Below are 20,889 nucleotides of genomic sequence, written 5' to 3'. Positions count from 1 at the left end.
AACGGCATTGGGGGAGGCGGGGACGATGCTTGGGATCGGAAGAAAGATAATCATCTCCATCAACACGTCCTGGAATGTCGTCAATTTCCGCAAAGGCCTCATCGAGGCGCTGCAAGGGCGGGGCTATGAAGTGGTGGTTGCGGCGCCCAGGGACGAGTATTCGCGCCTGATCCCGCCGATGGGCTGCCGGTATGTCGAAATCGAGATGGATAATTCCGGCACCTCGCCGTTTCGCGACATGGTGCTTCTGTGGCGCTACTGGCGCCTGCTGCGCCGCGAGAGGCCGCTGGCGTTTGTTGGCTTCACCATCAAGCCCAACGTGTTCGGATCGCTGGCGGCAAACCTCAATGGCATCCCGGTCATAAACAATGTTTCAGGGCTCGGCACGGTTTTCGTCCGTGGCGGCCTTCTCCAGAAAATTGCCAAGGTCCTGTACCGGCTGGCGCTGGCCCGTTCGAAAATAGTCTTCTTTCAGAATGACGACGACAGGATGCTGTTCGTCAGCGAGCGCCTAGTCCGCAAGGAACTGACCGCGCTGCTGCCGGGCTCCGGGGTCGACCTTATTCGCTTCTCTCCGGCGCCCCGCCAAAGCCAATCGTCCGGCGCGATCGTCTTTCTGCTGGTGGCCAGGCTTCTCTGGGACAAGGGCGTGGGCGAGTTCGTCGAGGCAGCTCGTCAGATGCGCCGCAACATGCCCGGCGCGCGCTTCCAGCTTCTTGGATTCCTCGATGTCGAGAACCGCACAGCGGTCAGCCGTGCGCAGGTCGAGCGATGGGCAGGCGAAGGCCTGGTCGAGTATCTCGGAACCACCGACGACGTCCGTCCCTTCCTGGACGTGGCCGATTGCGTCGTCTTGCCCTCCTACAGGGAAGGAACGCCGCGCTCGCTACTGGAAGCAGCCGCGATGGGCAAGCCGCTGATCGCGTCAGATGTGCCCGGCTGCAGGGAGGTGGTGGACCACGGCGTCAACGGCCTGCTGTGCAAGGTGAAAGACGCAGGCGACCTGGCAAGCAAGATGCTCGAATTCGCAACGATGGACGCCGCATCCAGGAACAGGATGGGCATGGAGAGCCGAAGCAAAGTGGAGCGGCAGTTTTCGGAACGGATCGTCATAGAGTGCTACATGACGCAGATAGGGAAGCTCAATGCCTCGCCAGGCGATGAACCGGCCGGCGTGTAGTTGAACGCGGTTGAAGTTCGAGCCGAGGAGATCGGGCATTCAAGCAGGCGCTAAGCTTGTCTTGCTGCATTGCAGATCGGGACTCGGCTTTCGAGGGGGCTCGGCTTTGATCAAGTTGGGCTCGGTGTAATCAGGATGAAAAGGGAATCGTAATTTCTCTTTGGAGGGCCAGACATCCATCGCCGACAGCTCGGGATTATTTATACGTAATTGCTAAAATGGCGCGTTGTTCAGGTCAAACTTCTCCGCATCGTGCGACACGGGTTGGAATTGTGGCAAAAAAATGTTAGGCGCTGATGTCACCACCTTTTGATCTGGCATATCCGGGATGATTTGAAGGAAAGGCGAAACGGATGAATGTCATCATTAGAACCGCAGTGAGCGCGTTGGTTGCCGCGAGCGGTTTCACTTCGGTTTCATCTTTCGCCCAGGACGTATCCTGCAGCTGCGCTGCCGCCTATCGCGGCCCGGCGAGTGCGATTGGATCCATTCGTTCCGCCGATGGCGACGTGATGGTCTCGCAGTCGGTCGGCTATGGTCCTGCAAAGGCGGGGAGCACTCTCGGCCTTGGCAGTCGGGTGGTAGTCGGTACCAAGGGTTCGGCATCCGTACTTGTTGGCGGCTGCAACATGAATGTACCGGCGAATTCCAGTCTGGATGTTTCACGCGTGGGCGGCAACATCTGTCTGAAACTCGTGGGTTCAGAACGGACGGCGGCCATCCAGCCGTCCGGTGGCACAAGTGGGTTTGGCCTGCCCGAAGGGATTTTCGCCGGTGCGCTTGTCACCAGCGGTGTGTTGGCGGCGACGCAGGATGACGACAAAGCGGTCAGTCGCTGAGGGGCGGACCACCATGAGTGCTGGTGAGTTCTTTGAGTGTTGTTGATCGAAGGGGTGCGTAAGCGATTCGTTCCGGGGGCGGGTCGTTGATTCGAAAGGGGGGTAGAAATGACCGGGCGTCATCGGGTTGGGATTGTTTTCGCTTTTGTCGCGCTCGCCGGGGGAGGTGCCTTGTTTGCAGCGTCCGATGCTGTTGCCCAGTCGGCACAGGCATGTTCGTGTCTGGCCGCTGCGCCCGTGTCTGGCATTGTCGGCCAGTTCACCCAAGTCCAGGGTGATGTGCAGATGTCGCAGGCCGGCGGTTACGCCGGGGTGGACGCGGGAGCGCCGATCTATCCAGGCGCGCGCATCATGACCGGGCCGCAAGCATCGGCTTCCTTGGCCATCGGCGCCAATTGCGCGCTTGATGTTCCGGCCAACGCGACCGTCAGCATCGATCCAGTGCAAGACGGTATGTGCGTCTCGCTTGATGCGCAGCAGGCTGCCATCGGACCTGCCAATTCCGGACCTGGCATTTTGCCGGTGCTGTTGGGCGCCGGCGCGGTTGGTGGCGGCGCCGCACTGGCTATTGGACTACAGGATGACGACGACGCAGTCAGCCGCTAGCCAAGGTCTGGTCTCGCCGGTTTGCGCAAGCTCGGGCGCGATAGTGCAGAACCAGTTGCTCACGCCATCGGAAAAAAGCCGGGCCAGCTGTGCGGGCCATTTCGATGGACTGCCCAAGCTGTTCAAAAGTGGGGCTCTGTGATGGGCATTCTCGATCTTGAGGGAACTGGCGCGGGAATGCCGGCACTGCTTGTATTGCTCGCCCTCTCTGCTTGCGCGAGCAGTTCATCATCGTCCACGAGCTCTGTCGATGCGCTGCAGCCGACATCGTCCTCAACGGCGCTTGCCGGGGGCGGCGCGCTACGGATGGTGACGGATCTGCCGGCACCGCAGAATACACAAAACGGCAGCGAGCAGCCGCTGTCTGCCAACGATGTACTCGAAGTCAGCGTATTCCAGGTCGACAACCTGAACAGGACGGTTCAGGTGGATGCCGGCGGCCAGATTTCCCTTCCGCTTATCGGGACGATGACAGCGGCCGGCAAGACGGTCCGCCAGCTCGAAAAGGATATCGAGACCGCCTATGGCGCAAAATATCTGCAATCGCCGGATGTGACGATTTTCGTCAAGGAATCGATAGGCCAGCGCATCACGGTCGACGGCGAGGTCAACAGGGCCGGCATCTATCCGGTGTCCAGCAGCGCCTCCTTGCTGGATGCGATCGCCCTTGCCGGAGGCTTCAACGCCATCGGCGATGCCGGCAAGGTCTTCGTCTACCGCAATGTCGGTCAAAACAAGCTGGTCGCAAACTACAATGTCGAGGAAATCCGCGCCGGCAAGAATCGCAACCCGCGTATCTATGGCGGCGACGTGGTCGTGGTTTTCGCTTCGAAGTCGAAAATCGCAATGAACAATTTGAAGGATGCCCTGGGCCTCGCGTCGAGCGCGGCCCGAATTGCGGTCATTCCGTAAGGGAGGCCTGGCCGGCCAGGGTACCGACAACCAGGATCACCTCGCGCATGCTCGATCGCAACAGGCAGTCCCAAATCGCCGGTCCTCGACATGGCCAGGCTTTGTCCGCGGACCTCTATTATGACGGGGCGCAGAATTATAGTCCTTACGGTCGAGACTATGCCGCTCACGACGAGAGATTCAATCCGCTCAAGCTGCTTTTCTATGTCGTGCAATATCGCTGGCTGATCGTCATGATGGCGGTGGCTGGCCTAGTTGCCGGTACCATAGTGACAATGATGCAGACGCCGAAATATCAGGCAACGACGCAGCTGGAAGTCCTGGTCCCTTCGGCAAAGGTTTTTCAGGACATCGAAGTGGTTTCCGAAAACAGCGACTTACGCGCGTTTCTGACCGCTCGCGAGAAACTGAAGAGCCGGGCGCTGGCCCAGCGCGTCGTGTTTCAGCTGGGGCTCTCCGAAAAACCGGATTTCCTGTTCCCAACCCCGAGCTTCTCGCTCAGCAACATCTTCTACCGTGCATTCGGAATTTCCAAATCGCCTTCGATCCAGGAAAAGACCCCCGAAGAGCGAGAGGCAATGGCGATCAAGCGCGTTCTGAAGGATCTGACGGTCAACCTTGTGACCAACACCAGCTTGCTGTCGATCACCTTCATCGACCAGAAGCCCAGATACGCAAGCGACGTCGCCAACCAGGTCGCGCAGAGCTTTATCGATCAACGTCTCGACCAGACCAGCGAGACGTCGGATCTGGCGAGACAGTTCATCCAGGAACAGGTCCTGCAGGTCAAGCAGAAGCTGCAGAAGTCTGAGGAGGAACTGGTCGCCTATGCGAAGGATGCCGGCATCACCGTCACCGGCGACGACAAATCGCTGATCGGATCGAACATCGAGGCGCTGAACACAGCGCTCGCCACCGCTATCCAGGATCGTCTTGATGCCGGTCGTGTCGTGGACCAGATAGACAAAGGGCGGGGCTCCAGCCTGTCGCCGGTCCTGGAGAGTGATGGCTTGCAAAAGCTCAGCGAAAAACTCGCTGACCTCAAGAGCCAATACCAGCAGAAACTGAGCATCCTGAAGCCAGGCTTTCCGGAGATGCAGCAGCTCCAGTCGCAGATCAAGGAGCTGACGCGGCTTTATAATAACGGCGTCCTGGCGATAACCGATTCGCTGCGCCTGAAGTACCAGGAAGCGCAGAATAAGGAAGCCGACCTCAAATCCAAGCTCGCCGAGATGGAAAAGCAGCAGGTCGTCTTCAATGACAAGAACATAAAATACACCATCCTCAAGCGCGAGGTCGATTCCAACCGGTCGCAATATGACAGCCTCATCACCAAGCTGAATGAAGTAGGCGTCAGCTCCGAGCTCAAAACGCAAAACGCAGCCATCGTCGATTTCGCGACCCTGCCCGTAAGTCCCTATTCTCCGCGCCTGATCATCAATCTGGCGATCGCGCTAGCGCTCTTCATGGCTCTCACTGCATCGATCATCTACATCATCGAGTTGCTGAACAACACCTTCACCAACCCCGAGCAGGTCGAAAGGGAGCTGGGGCTGGCCATGCTCGGTATCCTGCCGCTCGTCGATGACCGCGAACTGACGGCCAGCATCGCCGACCAGAAGTCCGGGCTATCGGAAGCTTATCGTTCGCTGCGAACATCGCTGCAATTCTCCGGCGCGGAGGGCGCGCCGCGTTCGCTGCTGGTGACCAGCTCCGAGCCTTCCGAAGGCAAGTCGACGACCTCGTTCAAGCTCGGCCAGGATTTCGCCGCCCTCGGTGCGAAGGTCTTGCTTATCGACGGCGATCTGCGCAAACCGAATCTTCATCGGCTGTTCGGTCTCGACAACGCGATCGGGTTGAGCAATCTCCTGACGAATACCGTGCGCAAGGAAGATGTGGCGGGCATATTCAGGACGACCAAATATCCCAACGTGACCGTGCTGACGTCCGGAACGATCCCGCCCAACCCCGCGGATCTGCTTTCATCGCCGAAGATGGCGCTGATCGTCACCAATCTCGGCAAGCGCTTCGATCTCGTCATCATCGACGCTCCGCCGATCGTCGGCCTGTCCGATGCGCCCATTCTCAGCCGGCTTGCCGAGGGCACGCTGGTGGTCATTTCCACGAACCAGGTGACGCGCAAGGCGGCCAAGACGGCGCTGAAACGCCTGCGCGCAGCCGGAGCGAACGTGATCGGGGCGGCAATGTCGAAATTCGCGGTGAACAAGTTCGACTACAACTACGCCTATAAATACATGAACTACCAATATTACGAACATGGCGCGGGCACGCCGAAGATTGAGGGCAAAGTCGATGACGGAGCAGGCCAGCCCTCTCATGCAAAATCTCCTGCGTTCAAGCGTTTGGTTCGTCGCCTCCGTTCTGGTGTTGATGGCTTCGTCGATCGGGCTAAGTCGGCTCCTTGAGGAGGGAACGCCGAGCGTGTCTCTGGCACTGGACCCGCTGAACGCAGATGCCTTGATAGACGAAATTGCCGGCGAACTGAACGAAACGAGCGCCGATCTCGGCGCCTTGGCCGCCAAGGCCAAGAATGCGCTTCGCTTCAATGTCGCGGACGCCCGTCTCTACAGCCTGATCGGTGAGATCAGATATCGGCAAGGCGAACAGGCCCAGGCTTTCGAACTTTTCGACCAGGCGCGAAAACTGTCCAAGACTGAAATCCATGCGCTGCAGAGGTCCATCGATCGCTCGATCGCGGCAGGCGATCTGGCGAGGGCCGTGGGCGAGATCGACACCTTGCTGCGCCGGTGGCCAGACCAGTTTTCGGCCATCGCCCCAGGCTGGCCTGCCATCCTTTCCAATTCCGACGGCTATCAGGCCGTGCTGGCAGCCCTGGAGGCAGAGGCGCCGTGGCGTGGTAAGCTTTTTCTCGCCCTTGGCCAGAACCCGCAAAGCCTGGGACCTGCAAACCAGCTGCTGCTCGATCTCGGGCGCACGGATGCGCCGCCGAAATCCAGCGAATTGTCCGCCGTTATCACCGGTTACATCAAGCAGAAGGACTATGGCCCGGCCTATCGGCTGTTTCTTTTCAGCCTGTCCGATCGGGAGCGGAAGCTGGGCGGCTATATCTTCAATGGCGGCTTCGAGCCGCTCTTCAGCGGCAAGCCGTTCGACTGGGTGATACACGACCGATCTGGGCTGGAGATCACCTTTGCTGGATCGCAGGGCGCGGGTGAAAGTGAAAGCGACAGCAACAGCGGGGCGATGGTTCGATTTCTAAACACGCCGGTCAAGAACGCTGCGCTTCAGCAATATGTCGAATTGCCCCCCGGTTCTTACCGGATGTCCATGACCGTGTCCGCAACAAATCTCAAACTGCCAAAGCAGCTGTTCTGGTCCGTCAGATGCGCGGACCCGTCAAGCGAGATAGCGCGCTTCAACATACCGGAAGGCACATTCAACCGGCGAAGCCTGAGCCTGGATTTCACCGTCGGACCGGCTGCGTGTCCGATACAGTTGCTGAGGCTGGAAACAGCCGCAATTGCCGAGAGCTGGCGGTTTCGATACGTCGGCACGCTGATCATGCACAGATTGAGCATCGAGAGGGTGTCGTCGTGAGAGCACGGTCACGGCAGCCCGGGCAGTGGGACAAATACCTGCTTGGGTCGGTTCTTTTCCTGTCCCTGCTGATTGGCGGCGGCACGGCGAGCGGCCTCTACACCGAAACGCTGATCGAGATCGCGGCGATTCTCTCGGCCGCGGCCATCCTGTCGCGGCCCAGCGGACAAACAATTCCCCGGGCGATCTTGTGGCTGATTGCTCTCGGCCTAGCCGTGTTCTGCTTCCAGATCGTTCCGCTGCCCGGGGCCTTGCTGGACGGCTTGCGGCCCGAGGTGCTGCTTGCCAGACCCTGGCTGGATGGTGAAACGCAATCGCGCTTCGTCAGCGTCGGCGTCGGGCGCACGATCGAGTGCATGTTGTATTTCGCCGCCGCCGCGGCATTTTTCCTCGGCGTCACCCGCCTGCGCACCGAGGAGGTCTACGGCCTTGTTCCCTTCTTTTTCATGGGCGTCATCTGCAATGGCCTGGCCGCGGCGATCCAGTATTCGCTCTCCGACACAGTCGCCATAGAAGGATTGCTGCCGTTTACGATCAATGCGGGCCTGTTTGCCAATCAAAATCACTTTTCGGCCTTGCTCTTCGTCTCCATCCCAGTCGTGGTCTATTACGGCTTGTTCCGTGGACATTTTCTGTCCGGATCGCTTGGGCTGACGATGCTCTTGCTGCTTCTTCTGGCAGCCGGCTCGCGCGCCGGCATTCTGATCGGACTGGTGATCACCGCGATATCAGTTGTCTTCCTGTCCGCTCGCTCAAGGGCGGGCGGATATGGCATTCTTGCGGTTTTCATCGGGCTTTCCGTCTACACGATCGGCGCATGGGCGAAGATCGATGCGAAAGTGGTCGATCCGGCTTTCGGCAGGGCAGAGTTTGCTCGCACCACGATCGAAGGAATGAAAGAGAACTGGGTGACTGGCGTTGGTTTCGGCAGCTTTCCGAAGGTCTATCAGATGTACGAAAAAGCCGGAATGATTTTCAGAACTTATGTAAATCATGCTCACAATGACTACCTCGAATTGGCACTTGAGGGCGGCATACCGGTCGTTTTGTTAATGATTGTGTATGCCTTATTGCTTTTCGCCTCGTCGGTCCGGATTCGCCGGGAGCCGTTACAGAAGGCTGCATTTCTGTCGGTGTCGTTTTTGCTCGTTCACTCTCTTGTCGACTATCCCCTGCGAACCGCAGCACTCGCGATGACGTTTGCCTATTTGAATGCGATCGTCTTTCACAAGGGTTTTGCCGAGCGGCTGAACCAAAGGCGCGAGATGGGCGAGATAGGCCATCACAATGAAGACGATCTGCTTGTCCCGGCCAGGACCTCGGGCCCGGCAAGACAAGGGCGGCTGGCGGGGGCCGGGGACACTCGCTCGGCCCCTTCGTCGGGCGTCAGATTGACAAGCCACGGCATGAAACCTAAGCACGGGCGGCTTGTGTCAGGGGAGGGGACTTAGGCATGTCAAGGAGAGTTTCTTGAAAGGAATTATCCTTGCTGGAGGCAGTGGAACGCGCCTTTATCCGCTAACGTTGGCGGTCTCCAAGCAAATCCTCCCGGTATACGACAAACCGATGATCTATTACCCGCTGAGCGTTTTGATGCTTGCGGGGATTCGAGAGATTCTGGTCATATCCACGCCGCGGGACCTGCCGGTTTTCCGCGAGCTGTTGGGCGATGGATCGGAATTCGGGCTTGAGTTGTCCTACGCCGAGCAGCCGCAGCCCAACGGGCTTGCGGAAGCCTTCATCATCGGCCGTGACTTCATCGGTGCGGACAGCGTGTCGATGATACTGGGCGACAACATCTATTTTGGCGACGGCTTGTCCAAGCTTTGCCGCACCGCGGCATCGCGCGAAAGCGGCGCTTCGGTGTTCGCCTACCATGTCGAGGATCCGGAGCGCTATGGCGTGGTGTCCTTCGACAAGATCACTGGAACCGCGCTCACGATTGAGGAAAAACCGCAGAAGCCGAAATCCAACTGGGCCGTCACCGGCCTTTATTTCTACGACAACGAGGTTGTCGACATCGCCTCAAGGATTCGGCCCTCGGCTCGAGGCGAGCTCGAAATCACTGCGGTCAACAATGCCTATCTCGAGCGTGGCCAGTTGCAGGTGCATCGGTTGGGGCGCGGTTATGCCTGGCTCGATACCGGCACTCACGATAGCCTGGACGATGCTTCTTCGTTCGTGCGTACAATCGAACGTCGCCAGGGCATCAAGGTCGCCTGTCCGGAGGAAATCGCCTTCGAACAGGGCTGGCTGAGGGCCGATGAAGTGTTGCAGCGCGCAACCCGCTTGGGAAAAAATGAATATGCCGCTTATCTGCGCCGCCGGGTGGTCGAGTTGTCGGAGGACTAGATGCTGGAGGTGAGACCCCTTGGCATCGAAGGTCTGCTCGAAATTATTCCGAAGCGGCACGGCGATGCCCGCGGCTACTTCACCGAGACCTGGAACGCCGCACGCTTCGCCGAGGCCGGCCTCGAACTCGCCTTCGTCCAGGACAATCACTCCTATTCCGCCGCGGCCGGTGTCGTCAGGGGGCTGCACTATCAGTTGCCGCCACGTGCCCAGGACAAGCTGCTGCGCGTTGTCAGGGGCAGCGTCCTGGATGTCGCGGTCGATATCCGCCGCTCCTCGCCGACATTCGGAAAATGGGTTGCCCTCGAGGTCTCGGCCGAGAAGGGCAACCAAATCCTGGTGCCCAAGGGCTTCGCCCACGGCTTCATGACGCTCGTGCCCCATACCGAGGTGCTGTACAAGGTGACCGACACCTATTCGCCCGAACACGACCGCTCGATCCGTTTCGATGACCCCGCCATCGGCATCGAATGGCCGCCGCCGCCTGGCGGCTTCCAGCTTTCTGACAAGGACCTCAAGGCGCCGCTGCTCGCCGCCGCCGAGGTGTTTGCCTGATGAACATTGCCAGGTGCACGGGGATAGCGGCATGAACTTTCTGGTGACGGGCGGTGCCGGCTTCATCGGTTCGGCGGTGTGCCGGCATCTGTGCGCCAACCCGGCCTACCGGGTGATCAATCTCGACAAGCTGACCTATGCCGGCAACCTGGCCTCGCTGCGGCCGATCGAGAATGCACGAAATTACAGTTTCGCCCATGCCGACATCTGCGACGAACGGGCGGTGCTCGACATATTGCGCCGCGACGATATCGACATCGTCATGAACCTCGCCGCCGAGAGCCATGTCGACCGCTCGATCGATGGGCCGGGCGCCTTCATCGAGACCAACATCGTCGGCACCTACCGGATCCTCAACGCAGCGCTGGAATACTGGCGCGGCCTGTCCGACGACAGGAAGGGCCGTTTCCGCTTCCATCACGTCTCGACCGACGAGGTGTTCGGCGACCTGCCCTTCGATGGCGGCATGTTCGTCGAAGAGACGCCTTACGCGCCGTCCTCGCCCTATTCCGCCTCCAAGGCGGCCTCCGACCATCTGGTGCGCGCCTGGCACGAGACCTATGGCCTGCCGGTGGTGCTGTCCAATTGTTCGAACAATTACGGGCCCTACCATTTTCCCGAAAAGCTGATCCCGCTGGTCATCCTCAACGCGCTCGACGAGAAGCCGCTGCCGGTCTACGGCGCCGGCGCCAATGTGCGTGACTGGCTGTTCGTCGAGGACCATGCGCGCGCGCTGGAACTGATCGCCACCAAGGGGCAGCCGGGCGAGAGCTACAATGTCGGCGGCAATTCGGAACGCACCAATCTGGGTGTCGTCGAGACGATCTGCGATCTGCTCGACGCCAGGCGCCCCCGGGCCGCCGGCAAAAGCTATCGCGACCTGATCTCTTTCGTCACCGACCGTCCCGGCCATGATCGCCGCTACGCCATCGACGCCTCCAAGATCGGCCGCGAGCTCGGCTGGACACCGAGGGAGAATTTCGACAGCGGCCTGGCAAGGACGGTCGACTGGTACCTGGACAACAAATGGTGGTGGGGACCGATCCGCGAACAGCGCTATGCCGGCGAAAGGCTGGGCGAAGCCCGCAAGGCGGCCGTGTGAGGCTCGCTGTCACCGGACGCGAGGGCCAGGTCGCGGCAAGCCTTCTGGAGGCTGGGCGCGGGCGCGAAGATGTCGAGATCGTCGCCATCGGCCGGCCGCAACTCGACCTCGCGCGGCCCGGGACCGTGATCGACGCCATAGCGGCCGCCAAACCCGGTATCGTCGTGTCGGCCGCCGCCTACACGGCGGTGGACCAGGCCGAGGACGAGCCTGAGCTGGCCTTTGCGGTGAACGCCGCCGGCGCCGGCGAGGTGGCGCAAGCGGCGGCGCGCCTCGGCGTGCCTGTCATCCATCTTTCGACCGATTATGTCTTCGACGGCACCAAGGACGGTCCCTACGTGGAAACCGACGCGACCGCGCCGCTCGGTGTCTACGGCACCTCCAAGCTTGCCGGCGAACAGGCGGTGGTATCAGCCAATCCGCGCCACGTGATCTTGCGCACGGCGTGGGTCTACAGCCCGTTCGGCAAGAATTTCGTCAAGACCATGCTGAGGCTGGCCGGCGATCGCGACGAGATTTCGGTCGTGGCCGACCAATGGGGAAATCCCACCTCCGCGCTTGATATCGCCGACGCAATCCTGCATGCGGCAGCACGGCTGCACCGCAACGAGGATTTCGCCGCGTGGGGCATCTATCATCTGGCCGGCACGGGCGAGACCAACTGGAGCGGCTTCGCCCGCCATATCCTGGACACAAGCGGTGGGCTCGGAGGCCCCTCCGCGCGGGTGCGCGATATTGCTGCGACGGACTATCCGACCAAGGCGCGCCGCCCCGTCAATTCCCGGCTGTCGAGCGCGAAGTTTGCCTCCGTGTTTGGATGGAGTGCGCCGGTACTGCAGAAATCGGCGCGAGAGGTGGTCCGTCGTCTCCTGAGCAGGTGACCTGACGGGGATTTGACTGCATCAACAACCAACAAATCGCGGGGATTCACCGGCTGCCACAGTGCGAAACCGTATTCAGCGTCGGCGGTTATCGAGTTGGTGATAGAGATCGGCGTATGTTTTTCCCATCCTGTCAGCTGTAAAGAGGCGAACGTAGCGATCGCGAGCAGCTCGCCCCCAGTTCGCTGCCTCGACCGGCGAATCGACGACCTGGTTGATGGCTTCGGCAAGGCGTGCTGGATCGGAAGGCGGTACGACCAACCCGGTCTCGCCGGCTTTGTTCACATAACTTGTTCCCGTTCCGATCTCGCAGGAGATCATCGGTTTACCGCACATCGCAGCCTCGACGAGAGAAAGCCCGTAGGCTTCCGACCTCTGGTTTGACGGAAAAACGAACCCCAGGCAGTTGTGGAGGAGCGCCATCTTGTGCCGCTCGGCCACCTCGCCGAGGAATATCACATTGTTGCGACGCAACGTCTTGGCCTGAAGCTTCAGGCGCTCTTCGATAGGCCCTGATCCGGCAATAACGATCTTGCACCTGACTTTGTCGGCCGCCTGAATCAGCACGTCCAGCCCCTTGTAGTAGCGCAAGACGCCGACGAAGAGCACGAAAGGCTCCGTCACCGCCGCTTGGCACCATCTGTTGTCGGCTTCGGTCGGCGTGGGATAATCGGTTTCATTGATGCCGATTGGGATGATCGCCGATTTGCCCTCCAAGGCTCTGAGAACGGGGCTCGATTTCAAATAGTCCGGAGATGTCGCGACGATAGCGTCCACATCCCTGAGGAAGCGCAGCATCAGCGGCCGATAAAGAGGCAGCAAAAGCCTCTGTTTGACGATGTCGGAATGGTAGGTGACGACGGTCGGTTTGCCATGACGGGATTGAAAATGCACCATGTCCATGAATGGCCATGGGAAATGGTAGTGTATGAGGTCGGCTTTCCCGGCGAGCGCCCCGAACTTCCGAAAGACCTCGAGCGAAAACCCGGTCGACGCCAGTTCGAAATCCAGCCTGGCTTTCCGGGCCATGTGCCCGTCGAGATGCTGCGTGTTCTCGTTCGGAGCACGGCTCAACGAGAGCACTTCGGTTTCGATGCCGTGGCTGGCGGTGCTTTGAGCGATGGCGTGTATCGTCCGCTCCACCCCGCCAAAGGTATCGGGCCAGTATGTCTTGAAGAAATGCAGCACTTTCAAATGTTGGTCTTCCGTCTTCGCTCGATGGCCAGTTCAAAAATCTGAAGCATACCCTTGGCGTAATTCTCCCAGGTGAAACGCGCGGCATTTTTCTTCGCGTCCGCAGCGATCCGGTCTCGAAATTTCGCATCGACACAGAGCCGGTGAAATGCATCAGCAATTGCCGAGGGATTCTTCGGATCGACGAGCACGGCATTGTTCCCCGCGACTTCGGGCATTGACGAGGTGTTCGACGTCAGCACTGGCTTGCCGAAAGATTGGGCCTCGACGATCGGAAAACCAAACCCCTCATAAAGCGATGGCATCACGAGAAACAGGCAATTCGCATAGATCGTGGCGAGCGTCGCGTCGTCGACGAAACCGGTAAATTTGATATTTGTCCCGAGGCCGCTACTGCGGACCTGGTCGGCCAAGCCCGTTTGTTTCCAGCCCTTCGCGCCGACCACGACCAGGTCGCAGCCGGATTGGACAGTAGCCGGCAACAGACCGTAGGCCTTTATCAGGTTGCTGAGGTTCTTGCGTGGCTCGATTGTGCCGACAAAAAGCGCATAGGGCTTGACGATGCCGAGCGGTTCCAGGCTCCCAACATCGCCGGGCGGCGGCAATGCCACTGTACCGGGGGCAACTGTCCTGACCGGCGATTTCAGCCAGGGGAATTCGTTCCTCAAGGCAGTGGCGGTGGCCATCGAATCCGCGACTACGACATCAGCGGTCTTCAACGCCGGCTTCATCAGCAGGCGGTCACCCATCCAGGTCCGGGTTCGCATGGTCTGCGCAGCGTGCAACCAGACGAGGTCATGGATGGTGACCACCCGCCCGATGTGGCGGTCGAGCAGGAAGGGCAGGCGGTGCGATGGGCCCCAGAAGATCTCGACGTTGTCGCGCGCGGCCCAGGAGGGCACCACGGCCTGTCCCCAATAGGTTCGGGCGACAGAACCCTTGAAGTTGGCGGTCCGCACGGAAACGCCATGCGGAATATCGTAGTCTGCATTGATCTTGCCCGGTGCGTACAGAAAGACATCAGCGCGGAGAGCCGCCAGCGCTTTCACGGCATTGTGGACGAACCGCCCAATTCCGTCGGAGGCCGATCCTAAATTCCTGCCATCGATCCCGATTCTCAATCTTCTCTCCGGAAGCGAATTGAGCAGCGAATTGGGCAAAGGATTCCGGACATTTTTGCGGTGATAGCAGAGACAACGCTTCGAGGAGCGATCAGGCGACAACTCATTATGAAAAAACGCCAATACACATTTCGCCGACTCCGTTGCTCAATAGTAGGTGAGGTTTCTGCCAGGGGAAAACTGCTTGCGCCTCAGTCTGAGAATGGTAGATGCATGGGTATCAGGGTCCCAATTCGAGAGTACGCCGCTGCCAAAGCTGATTGTCCAGATCCCTTGCTATAACGAGGCGGAAACGCTCGCGATAGCGCTGAATGATCTGCCGCGGACCGTTGCTGGTTTTGACTGCGTCGAATGGTTGATCATCGACGATGGAAGCAGCGACGAGACGGTGAGGGTTGCCGAGGAAAACGGCGTCGACCACATTGTGCGCCATACCAGCAATCGCGGTCTCGCCTATGCTTTCATGACTGGCATTGAAGCCTGCCTCGCGCGGGGCGCGGATGTCATCGTCAACACCGATGCCGACAATCAGTATAACGCGGCCGACCTGCCGGCGTTGACCCGGCCGGTTCTCCAAGGGCGTGCGGATATGGTCATCGGCGCCCGACCGATATCGGAGATAGAGCATTTCTCGCCGGTCAAGAAGCTTCTGCAGAAGATTGGCAGCTGGGTGGTTCGCGTCAGCAGCGGCACCGATGTCCAGGACGCCCCAAGCGGATTTCGCGCGATCTCGCGAAACGCGGCCCAGCGTCTTGCCGTGTTCAACAACTACACCTACACGCTGGAAACCATCATTCAGGCCGGCCGCAAGAATATGCGCGTGGTTTCGGTGCCGGTCCGCGTCAACGGCGACCTGCGGCCGTCGAGACTGGTGAAGAGCATTCCATCTTACCTGAAGCGCTCGATTTTCACGATCATCCGTATTTTCGTTATCTACCAGCCGGCCCGGTTCTTCGGCACTGTCGCGGCCATTCTTTTCGGCGTTGGTTTTCTGATCGGCCTGCGTTTTCTTTATTTCTATCTGTTTGACGGAGGCAGCGGCCACATACAGTCGGTGATCCTGGCGGGTGCGCTCATGTCGATGGGCTTCCAGGCACTTCTGGTCGCCTTTCTGGCCGATGTGATAGCGGCCAACCGCAAGCTTCTCGAAGACATCCGCTATACGCAGCGCGCCACGCCAGGAGAGATCGCGCGACTGCGCCCAAAGCGGCAGGAAAGCAGGCTGAACGGATGAAGGTAGCTGGCGGACAGGCAGAGGACGGCATCGTCATAGGCAACACCTATGACAAATACGGTACGCGGAACCTGATCGCACGTCGGATGGTCGCAGGATTCGACGGTGCCCTGTCCGGCCTGGTGGCAAAGGTCAGCCCCACCACCATCCACGAGGTCGGATGTGGAGAGGGCTATTGGGTCATGCGCTGGCTTGACCAGGCCATCGATGCGCGGGGTACGGACTTCTCGACGCAAGTGATCGGCATGGCAAGGGAGAATGCCCGCGGGCGCGCCATGGATCCCAGTCGCTTCGCTGTCCGCAGCATCTATGAAGTGACGCCGGAACGCGACAGCGCGGACCTCGTCGTCTGTTGCGAGGTGATGGAGCACCTCGAGGAGCCGCAAAAGGCGATGGAAGCGCTTCAACGCATCGTTACGGCGGACCTTGTGCTCAGCGTGCCCCGTGAGCCGCTTTGGCGCATGCTCAATCTCGCGCGCGGGAAATATGTATCGGCCCTGGGAAACACGCCAGGGCATTTGCAGCATTGGTCGCAGCGTGGCATCGTCTCACTAGCGTCCCGGTATTTCGATGTGGTTGAGGTCCTGTCGCCCCTGCCATGGACTATGATCCATTGTAAGTCGAAGAAAAGGCATTGACGATGGCGCTCGACCCGAGCGCCAGAAGATGGCTTAATGGCGTCGGGGCTCTCTTGGGATTGGCCGGCGTCGTTTTCGTGGGAAACAGGCTCTACACTTACGCCGGCGAAATTGATTTCCAGCGGATGGGGGTTGGCGCCTATGCCGCGGTGGCAGCCTTGGCCGGGCTATACGGAGCGTCGAATCTGTTGCTGGCTCTCGGCTGGCAGCGGCTCATGCGCCACCTCGGTGTTCCGCTCTCTCGGCCTTGGGCTATTCACGCCTACGCAATCTCGCAGCTCGCCAAATACGTTCCCGGCAACATCTTCCAGTTCGCGGGCCGGCAGGCCATTGGTGTCGCGGCCGGCATCGGTAACGGTCCGCTGGCGAAGTCGACTGTTTGGGAACTGGCCTTTCTCACGATAGGCGGGCTCCTGTTTTCACCACTTGCGCTGCCGCTGGCCGTGGCCAATGTCCCAGGCTGGGTCGGCTGGATTTGTTTCACCGCGGCAATTGCGATCGCGCTCTGGTTGGTTGCCCGCGTCGGCGGCGCCGATTTGGGCACAGCCGCCATGCTCTACATCGCGTTTCTTGCGCTCTCGGGCGTGGTTTTTGTGGCGGCCTATCATCTTGCCGGCGGCTCCCGCGACTTCATCCTCGCTCCTGCGATAGCGGGCGCCTATGTAATCGCCTGGCTCGCGGGACTATTGACTCCGGGCGCGCCGGCAGGTGTCGGTGTCAGGGAGGCCGTCTTGCTCTTCCTTCTTGGCGGGTTCAGCCCTGGCCCGGTGATTCTATTGGCAGTGGTAATCGGGCGAATGATCACTGTCATCGGCGACCTTCTCTTTTTTGTCGGCGGGCAGATCGCCGGCCGATCTTATCGGACAACCCAGCAACAACGCTGAAGGCACAGCCGGGCGCGTCTTCGTTTTATCAGGCGAGCGATAGTCTTAATCTAGCCTTTTGGTCGTCTGGAGTAGGCCCTTCCGCTATCGTGCTATCGAGCAGTGCTTGTTGTCTGACAATCGATCTCTCCCTCAGATGTCGCCAGGGTCACGAGAAGTGTTTAGGAATTCAGGAAATGCGGGCGACGAAAAGGCCGATGAGTGGCGCCCAGAGCGATTGAAAGAGGGCTAGTTAGACCAAACCCGACATTGGGGTTTCGCAGTCACTTTTGAGTCAGTCCGATCGTCGAACTCCATGATGTGGAGTAACCGAATTTTGGAACGACTTTCGTAGACATAACGCGAGCTAGCATAAAAATCTTCTCACCTGATGTTTGTTAGCTCTGCCTCAGGGATGGGTCGAATAGCGTACGATTTCAAAGCTATTTTTGTCTTGTCGGACACAAAAAGACGAACCTGAAAGTCATCGAAAGCTCGTGGAGCGATAAAATCGAACGATAAAATGTCATTGACGATAATTCCAGAGAAGCGTTTTCCGAACATGAGTGTTTTGCCTTCCTCAACTGCGACATCTGCATAAAGGCCCTCAGTATCTGCAAAATCTCCAGAAGCTGTAAATCGATAAGTTCCCGATCTGACTGGTAGGTATGGTCCGAATATCAACACGCCTTCAGTTGTCGTAGTCATAAGGTGATCGTCAGAGAGTTTACCGACATTGGTGAACTGCGCCATGTTATACGCATCCTCGTCGAAGCAACTGCTTGTCACACAGGGATCGTCGCCAGTGAAAAGCCCAGCATACGTGTTGCCATATGCCGGTAGAGGCTTGTGCGACCAAACCATCAATCCGTAGGCTGCCTCCTTGGCCACAACGGGAATTTTATACTGGTCGGATATTGATATGCGAAACGATAGCCTCGGGCCGCTACATCTTTGGTTCCATTCATCGTAGGTCATCCGCTGAATGTCGTAGTCGAAAAGGTAGTACTTATATAGCGCTAATCGCTGATATTGAACCGCTGTGGCGCCGTCTGGCAAGCTTGTGTCGAGGGCAAGGCATGATCCGGTTCGCCAATTAGACCTGACAAATTCCGTTAGCCCGGACGGCCTAGCGAACGTTTTAAAGGCCTTCTCGTGGTGGAACCACTGGATTGCCATGCACATAACAAAGAATGCAGCGACAGCGATTGTCGCGAGAGACCGAGGCAACAGGGGGACAACGGCGGATATTAGAGACGCTATGATTATAGCGCACCAGAACGGCGCATAACCTGACATGGCAAACGGCCAAAATCCACTGGTATTGATTTCACTCAAACCCCAGTTTTTTGCGACGGTGTACATCCAAGGTGTTTGGCTGTTGGTCGATAAGGTTGCCAAAAATATCAGAGGAAGAAGAAGAGCAGAAACCACCCATACCAATCTGCGTTCTGTCGCAAATCCTATGAAGAGAAGCGGCAGCAAAACGCCCTCTGCGTACCGCCCATACATCCAATGATCTGGGCGGTATGATCGGGTGTCGGTGAACATCATCGATCCCACAAGGACTATTCCCGCGAGACTCAACAAACAGAATAGCATCGAGATTTGAATTGGGTCGACAGGCTTTAGATGGGTTCGCGCGGTCCATAGCCGGCTGATAGCTGCCCCTATCCCTTGCGTCAGAAATCCGATCGTGGCTATCGACAGGTAGGCGAACGTGCCGAGAGATCGAATGACCGTCTCGATCAGAGTGGCTCTGTGAGCAAGGGTTAGTAGAACAGCCGTCATCGACGGATAATGTATCGCCGGAGATTGTTGATCTGGTGTCATTAGATCAACCATCCAAGGGTGGAAGAAAACTTTGTACCCTAGAATGACAACGAGCGTAGCCGATGCCGATAGGATGACCGGACGCCACTTCCGCGTACTGAGTCCCAGCCAGAAAATGACAACGAAAGAAGACAGCGCAACGACTGCACCAGTGACATGGATTGCAAACAGATAGCCCACACATAGCCCATGCCACGGCAATCTGTGTGTCTGCCCTTTCACCGCATGAATGAGGAAGGTAAGAGCCAGCATGAAAACGAAAACAAATGCACTTTGCGAAAAGGCGTAACCTGAAATCGAAATCCACGCAGGATATGCCGAGCACAATGCGATGATCGAGAGCCGATATCCTGGGCTCAGGCTAGGTTCGAAATCAAAGGATAATTTGTATAGTAGAAAGAAAGCTGTAGAAAATAATAACGCGTTGACGGCAACAATTCCGTGCCAAATTACATCTGTATTGTTCGTCATCCGAAAAAGAGGAGAAATTAGCAACGAATATCCAAATTGATAGCTGCTTGCACTGTCGCTGACGTATCCAGCAAGGGCTGCGGCATTTGCGAGGTAACCGATCTCGTCTGCCAAGTATGATGGGCCGGTAAAATCGAAACTGTAGAGAAAGAAAATTGCAACGACTAAAGCAATCAGTGCATAGCATCCATAATTATCAAAAATGGAATAACGATTGAGCCTTCCGAAGGACATTATAGATAATAATTTCCAATTGGGAGCATCGTATTCTTCCGGCATTCGCATTTCCGCTTGCACTAAAGCATTTTTATTGTTGGAATACACTACGGGCGCTCTACCCGTCGCTGAACGCTCCAGGGAGCCGGTATTTTATTAGATCGGCGCCGACTCCCAGAAATCGAGGCCACACTTGAAGCAAGCCAGAACCTCCTGCCGCAAGGCTCTCGCCAGTCTCCAACTCTCAAGGTGACGGAAGACAGAAAATACTGCATTCCTACCCCTATGGTCGCTGTCTACTAGATAGGTGACACAATCTCAAGGTGCTGAGTCCGTCCATGGCTCCGAGCGTCCGCGCCCGGCGCAGTTGAGCCCAACGCTGCAGCGATGGTGGTTTGCTGTTCAAGGGTGCGCTATTCTAGGGAGGGCGATTGGCTAGGCCGGGACGTCGTCGATCCGACAAGCCAGCCCGCCATTCACGGGCGTAGCGGAGGAGCAGATGATACGGAAAGCACGATCCTATCTGGCACGATGGCTTTCAAGTAGAACATCTCCGACGATCAGCGGCAAAACAGCCGCTGACACGGCCGACGAATGCTATAAGCTTCATCAAGCTGGCGTGATTCCCCAATATGAGGACCTTCTCACTGAGGGCTATCGCCGGTTCCTGAAATCTGGCGACGTAGCCTTAGATATTGGCGTTAACCACGGCCTCCATTTCGGTCGACTGAAAGAATGCGTAGGGGCAACCGGGCTTGTTGTCGGCTTTGAACCTGTCCCGGATTTTGCTGCCATTGTTCATTCCCGACACGGCCAGGGCATCGATTTGCGCCAGAAGGCACTGTCTACTGAACCTGGCCGTGGCCAGTTCCTGCATATGACAAAGGCAATAGGCGAATCTGGGTTTAAGGAACGCGAGACTGAAGGCGATCGAGGCACAAAGGTCATACAGGTTGAGATCAGCACTCTCGATACGGAGTTTCCGCGTACCCCAAAAATCGACTTCATCAAGATCGATACAGAAGGCCACGAGATATCCGTATTGAATGGCGGTCGCACCGTCCTTGCTCGAACCCGCCCCGTCGTCAGTGTTGAGTACGGGAAGCCTGCCTATAGCCTCTATGGCCTAACTGCTGAAAGCCTTTATCATTGGACCGATGAAAGGGGGTATCAAATCTCGGATCTGTTCGGTAACCTGATACGATCGCGTGAGGAATGGGCGTACGTCTGCGACCGATCCTATTGGGATTTTTTCTTAGTGCCGAAGGAGAAGGCCCATAGCTGGCCTGCTCTCTTCGCTTGAAAAGGCAGAT

18 protein-coding genes are annotated in these 20,889 nt (G+C 58.2%); 15 read left to right on the top strand and 3 right to left on the bottom strand.

The window, feature by feature from the left end; genetic code table 11:
* Positions 1-25 precede the first annotated feature (25 nt).
* The 11 genes from FJ867_RS22595 (at position 26) to rfbD (ending at position 12,006) form a co-directional block, all read left to right on the top strand.
* Positions 26-1,180 (top strand): glycosyltransferase family 4 protein, encoded by a 1,155-nt coding sequence (locus tag FJ867_RS22595; protein WP_140818650.1) that lies wholly within the window; start codon positions 26-28, stop codon positions 1,178-1,180.
* Between the two features lie 353 nt (positions 1,181-1,533).
* Positions 1,534-2,019 carry a hypothetical protein gene (locus tag FJ867_RS22590; RefSeq protein ID WP_140494880.1) on the top strand — a complete coding sequence of 162 codons (486 nt, stop codon included), beginning with the start codon at positions 1,534-1,536 and terminating at the stop codon, positions 2,017-2,019.
* A gap of 108 nt (positions 2,020-2,127) precedes the next feature.
* Complete coding sequence (locus tag FJ867_RS22585; RefSeq protein ID WP_140728046.1) at positions 2,128-2,625, top strand: hypothetical protein; 498 nt, start codon at positions 2,128-2,130, stop codon at positions 2,623-2,625.
* A gap of 21 nt (positions 2,626-2,646) precedes the next feature.
* Positions 2,647-3,537 carry a polysaccharide biosynthesis/export family protein gene (locus FJ867_RS22580; protein WP_224680325.1) on the top strand — a complete coding sequence of 297 codons (891 nt, stop codon included), beginning with the start codon at positions 2,647-2,649 and terminating at the stop codon, positions 3,535-3,537.
* A gap of 47 nt (positions 3,538-3,584) precedes the next feature.
* On the top strand, positions 3,585-5,963 hold the full coding sequence (locus FJ867_RS22575; protein ID WP_140818648.1) for a polysaccharide biosynthesis tyrosine autokinase: 2,379 nt from the start codon (positions 3,585-3,587) through the stop codon (positions 5,961-5,963).
* Positions 5,851-7,116 carry a hypothetical protein gene (locus FJ867_RS22570; RefSeq protein ID WP_181168413.1) on the top strand — a complete coding sequence of 422 codons (1,266 nt, stop codon included), beginning with the start codon at positions 5,851-5,853 and terminating at the stop codon, positions 7,114-7,116. Before FJ867_RS22575 ends, FJ867_RS22570 begins: the two co-directional genes overlap by 113 nt.
* Positions 7,113-8,567 (top strand): O-antigen ligase family protein, encoded by a 1,455-nt coding sequence (locus tag FJ867_RS22565; RefSeq protein WP_140818647.1) that lies wholly within the window; start codon positions 7,113-7,115, stop codon positions 8,565-8,567. The genes FJ867_RS22570 and FJ867_RS22565 overlap by 4 nt, the downstream gene beginning before the upstream one ends.
* Positions 8,568-8,586: 19 nt before the next feature.
* Positions 8,587-9,468 (top strand): glucose-1-phosphate thymidylyltransferase RfbA, encoded by an 882-nt coding sequence (gene rfbA, locus FJ867_RS22560; protein WP_140624477.1) that lies wholly within the window; start codon positions 8,587-8,589, stop codon positions 9,466-9,468.
* Complete coding sequence (gene rfbC / locus FJ867_RS22555) at positions 9,469-10,023, top strand: dTDP-4-dehydrorhamnose 3,5-epimerase (protein WP_140818645.1); 555 nt, start codon at positions 9,469-9,471, stop codon at positions 10,021-10,023.
* A gap of 31 nt (positions 10,024-10,054) precedes the next feature.
* Complete coding sequence (gene rfbB, locus FJ867_RS22550; RefSeq protein ID WP_140818643.1) at positions 10,055-11,125, top strand: dTDP-glucose 4,6-dehydratase; 1,071 nt, start codon at positions 10,055-10,057, stop codon at positions 11,123-11,125.
* Positions 11,122-12,006: a dTDP-4-dehydrorhamnose reductase gene (gene rfbD, locus FJ867_RS22545; RefSeq protein WP_140818642.1), complete on the top strand. Its 885-nt coding sequence runs from the start codon at positions 11,122-11,124 to the stop codon at positions 12,004-12,006. The genes rfbB and rfbD overlap by 4 nt, the downstream gene beginning before the upstream one ends.
* Before the next feature lie 75 nt (positions 12,007-12,081).
* On the opposite strand, the gene FJ867_RS22540 is transcribed toward rfbD, so the two are convergent.
* The gene (locus FJ867_RS22540; RefSeq protein WP_140514878.1) at positions 12,082-13,200 is read right to left on the bottom strand and encodes a glycosyltransferase; all 1,119 of its coding nucleotides are present in this window, start codon (positions 13,198-13,200) and stop codon (positions 12,082-12,084) included.
* Positions 13,197-14,321, bottom strand: coding sequence for a glycosyltransferase family 1 protein (locus FJ867_RS22535; RefSeq protein WP_140818640.1), 1,125 nt, complete (start codon positions 14,319-14,321; stop codon positions 13,197-13,199). Before FJ867_RS22535 ends, FJ867_RS22540 begins: the two co-directional genes overlap by 4 nt.
* 202 nt (positions 14,322-14,523) lie before the next feature.
* Between FJ867_RS22535 and FJ867_RS22530 the strand changes: the two genes are divergently transcribed.
* The 3 genes from FJ867_RS22530 to FJ867_RS22520 are packed head-to-tail and all read left to right on the top strand — an operon-like array spanning position 14,524 to position 17,077.
* Positions 14,524-15,555, top strand: a complete 1,032-nt coding sequence (locus FJ867_RS22530) for a glycosyltransferase family 2 protein (RefSeq protein ID WP_140818670.1) — start codon at positions 14,524-14,526, stop codon at positions 15,553-15,555.
* A complete protein-coding gene (locus FJ867_RS22525; protein WP_140818638.1) occupies positions 15,552-16,193 on the top strand; it encodes a class I SAM-dependent methyltransferase in 642 nt (213 codons plus the stop codon). Before FJ867_RS22530 ends, FJ867_RS22525 begins: the two co-directional genes overlap by 4 nt.
* Before the next feature lie 2 nt (positions 16,194-16,195).
* The gene (locus tag FJ867_RS22520; protein WP_140818637.1) at positions 16,196-17,077 is read left to right on the top strand and encodes a hypothetical protein; all 882 of its coding nucleotides are present in this window, start codon (positions 16,196-16,198) and stop codon (positions 17,075-17,077) included.
* A 363-nt stretch (positions 17,078-17,440) separates the two neighbouring features.
* Here the strand turns inward: FJ867_RS22520 and FJ867_RS22515 are convergent, their stop codons facing one another.
* Entirely contained in the window at positions 17,441-19,639 is a 2,199-nt protein-coding gene (locus tag FJ867_RS22515; RefSeq protein WP_140818635.1) for a hypothetical protein, read from the bottom strand.
* A gap of 436 nt (positions 19,640-20,075) precedes the next feature.
* Here FJ867_RS22515 and FJ867_RS22510 point away from each other — a divergent pair, with 436 nt between their 5' ends.
* Positions 20,076-20,879 (top strand): FkbM family methyltransferase, encoded by an 804-nt coding sequence (locus tag FJ867_RS22510; protein ID WP_140818633.1) that lies wholly within the window; start codon positions 20,076-20,078, stop codon positions 20,877-20,879.
* The last annotated feature ends 10 nt before the right edge of the window (positions 20,880-20,889 follow it).

This window comes from Mesorhizobium sp. B2-5-3 (assembly GCF_006441005.1).
Lineage (GTDB): Bacteria > Pseudomonadota > Alphaproteobacteria > Rhizobiales > Rhizobiaceae > Mesorhizobium.
Note: the sequence above shows the minus strand (reverse complement) of the source record. Positions and strands in the feature narration are given on the sequence as shown.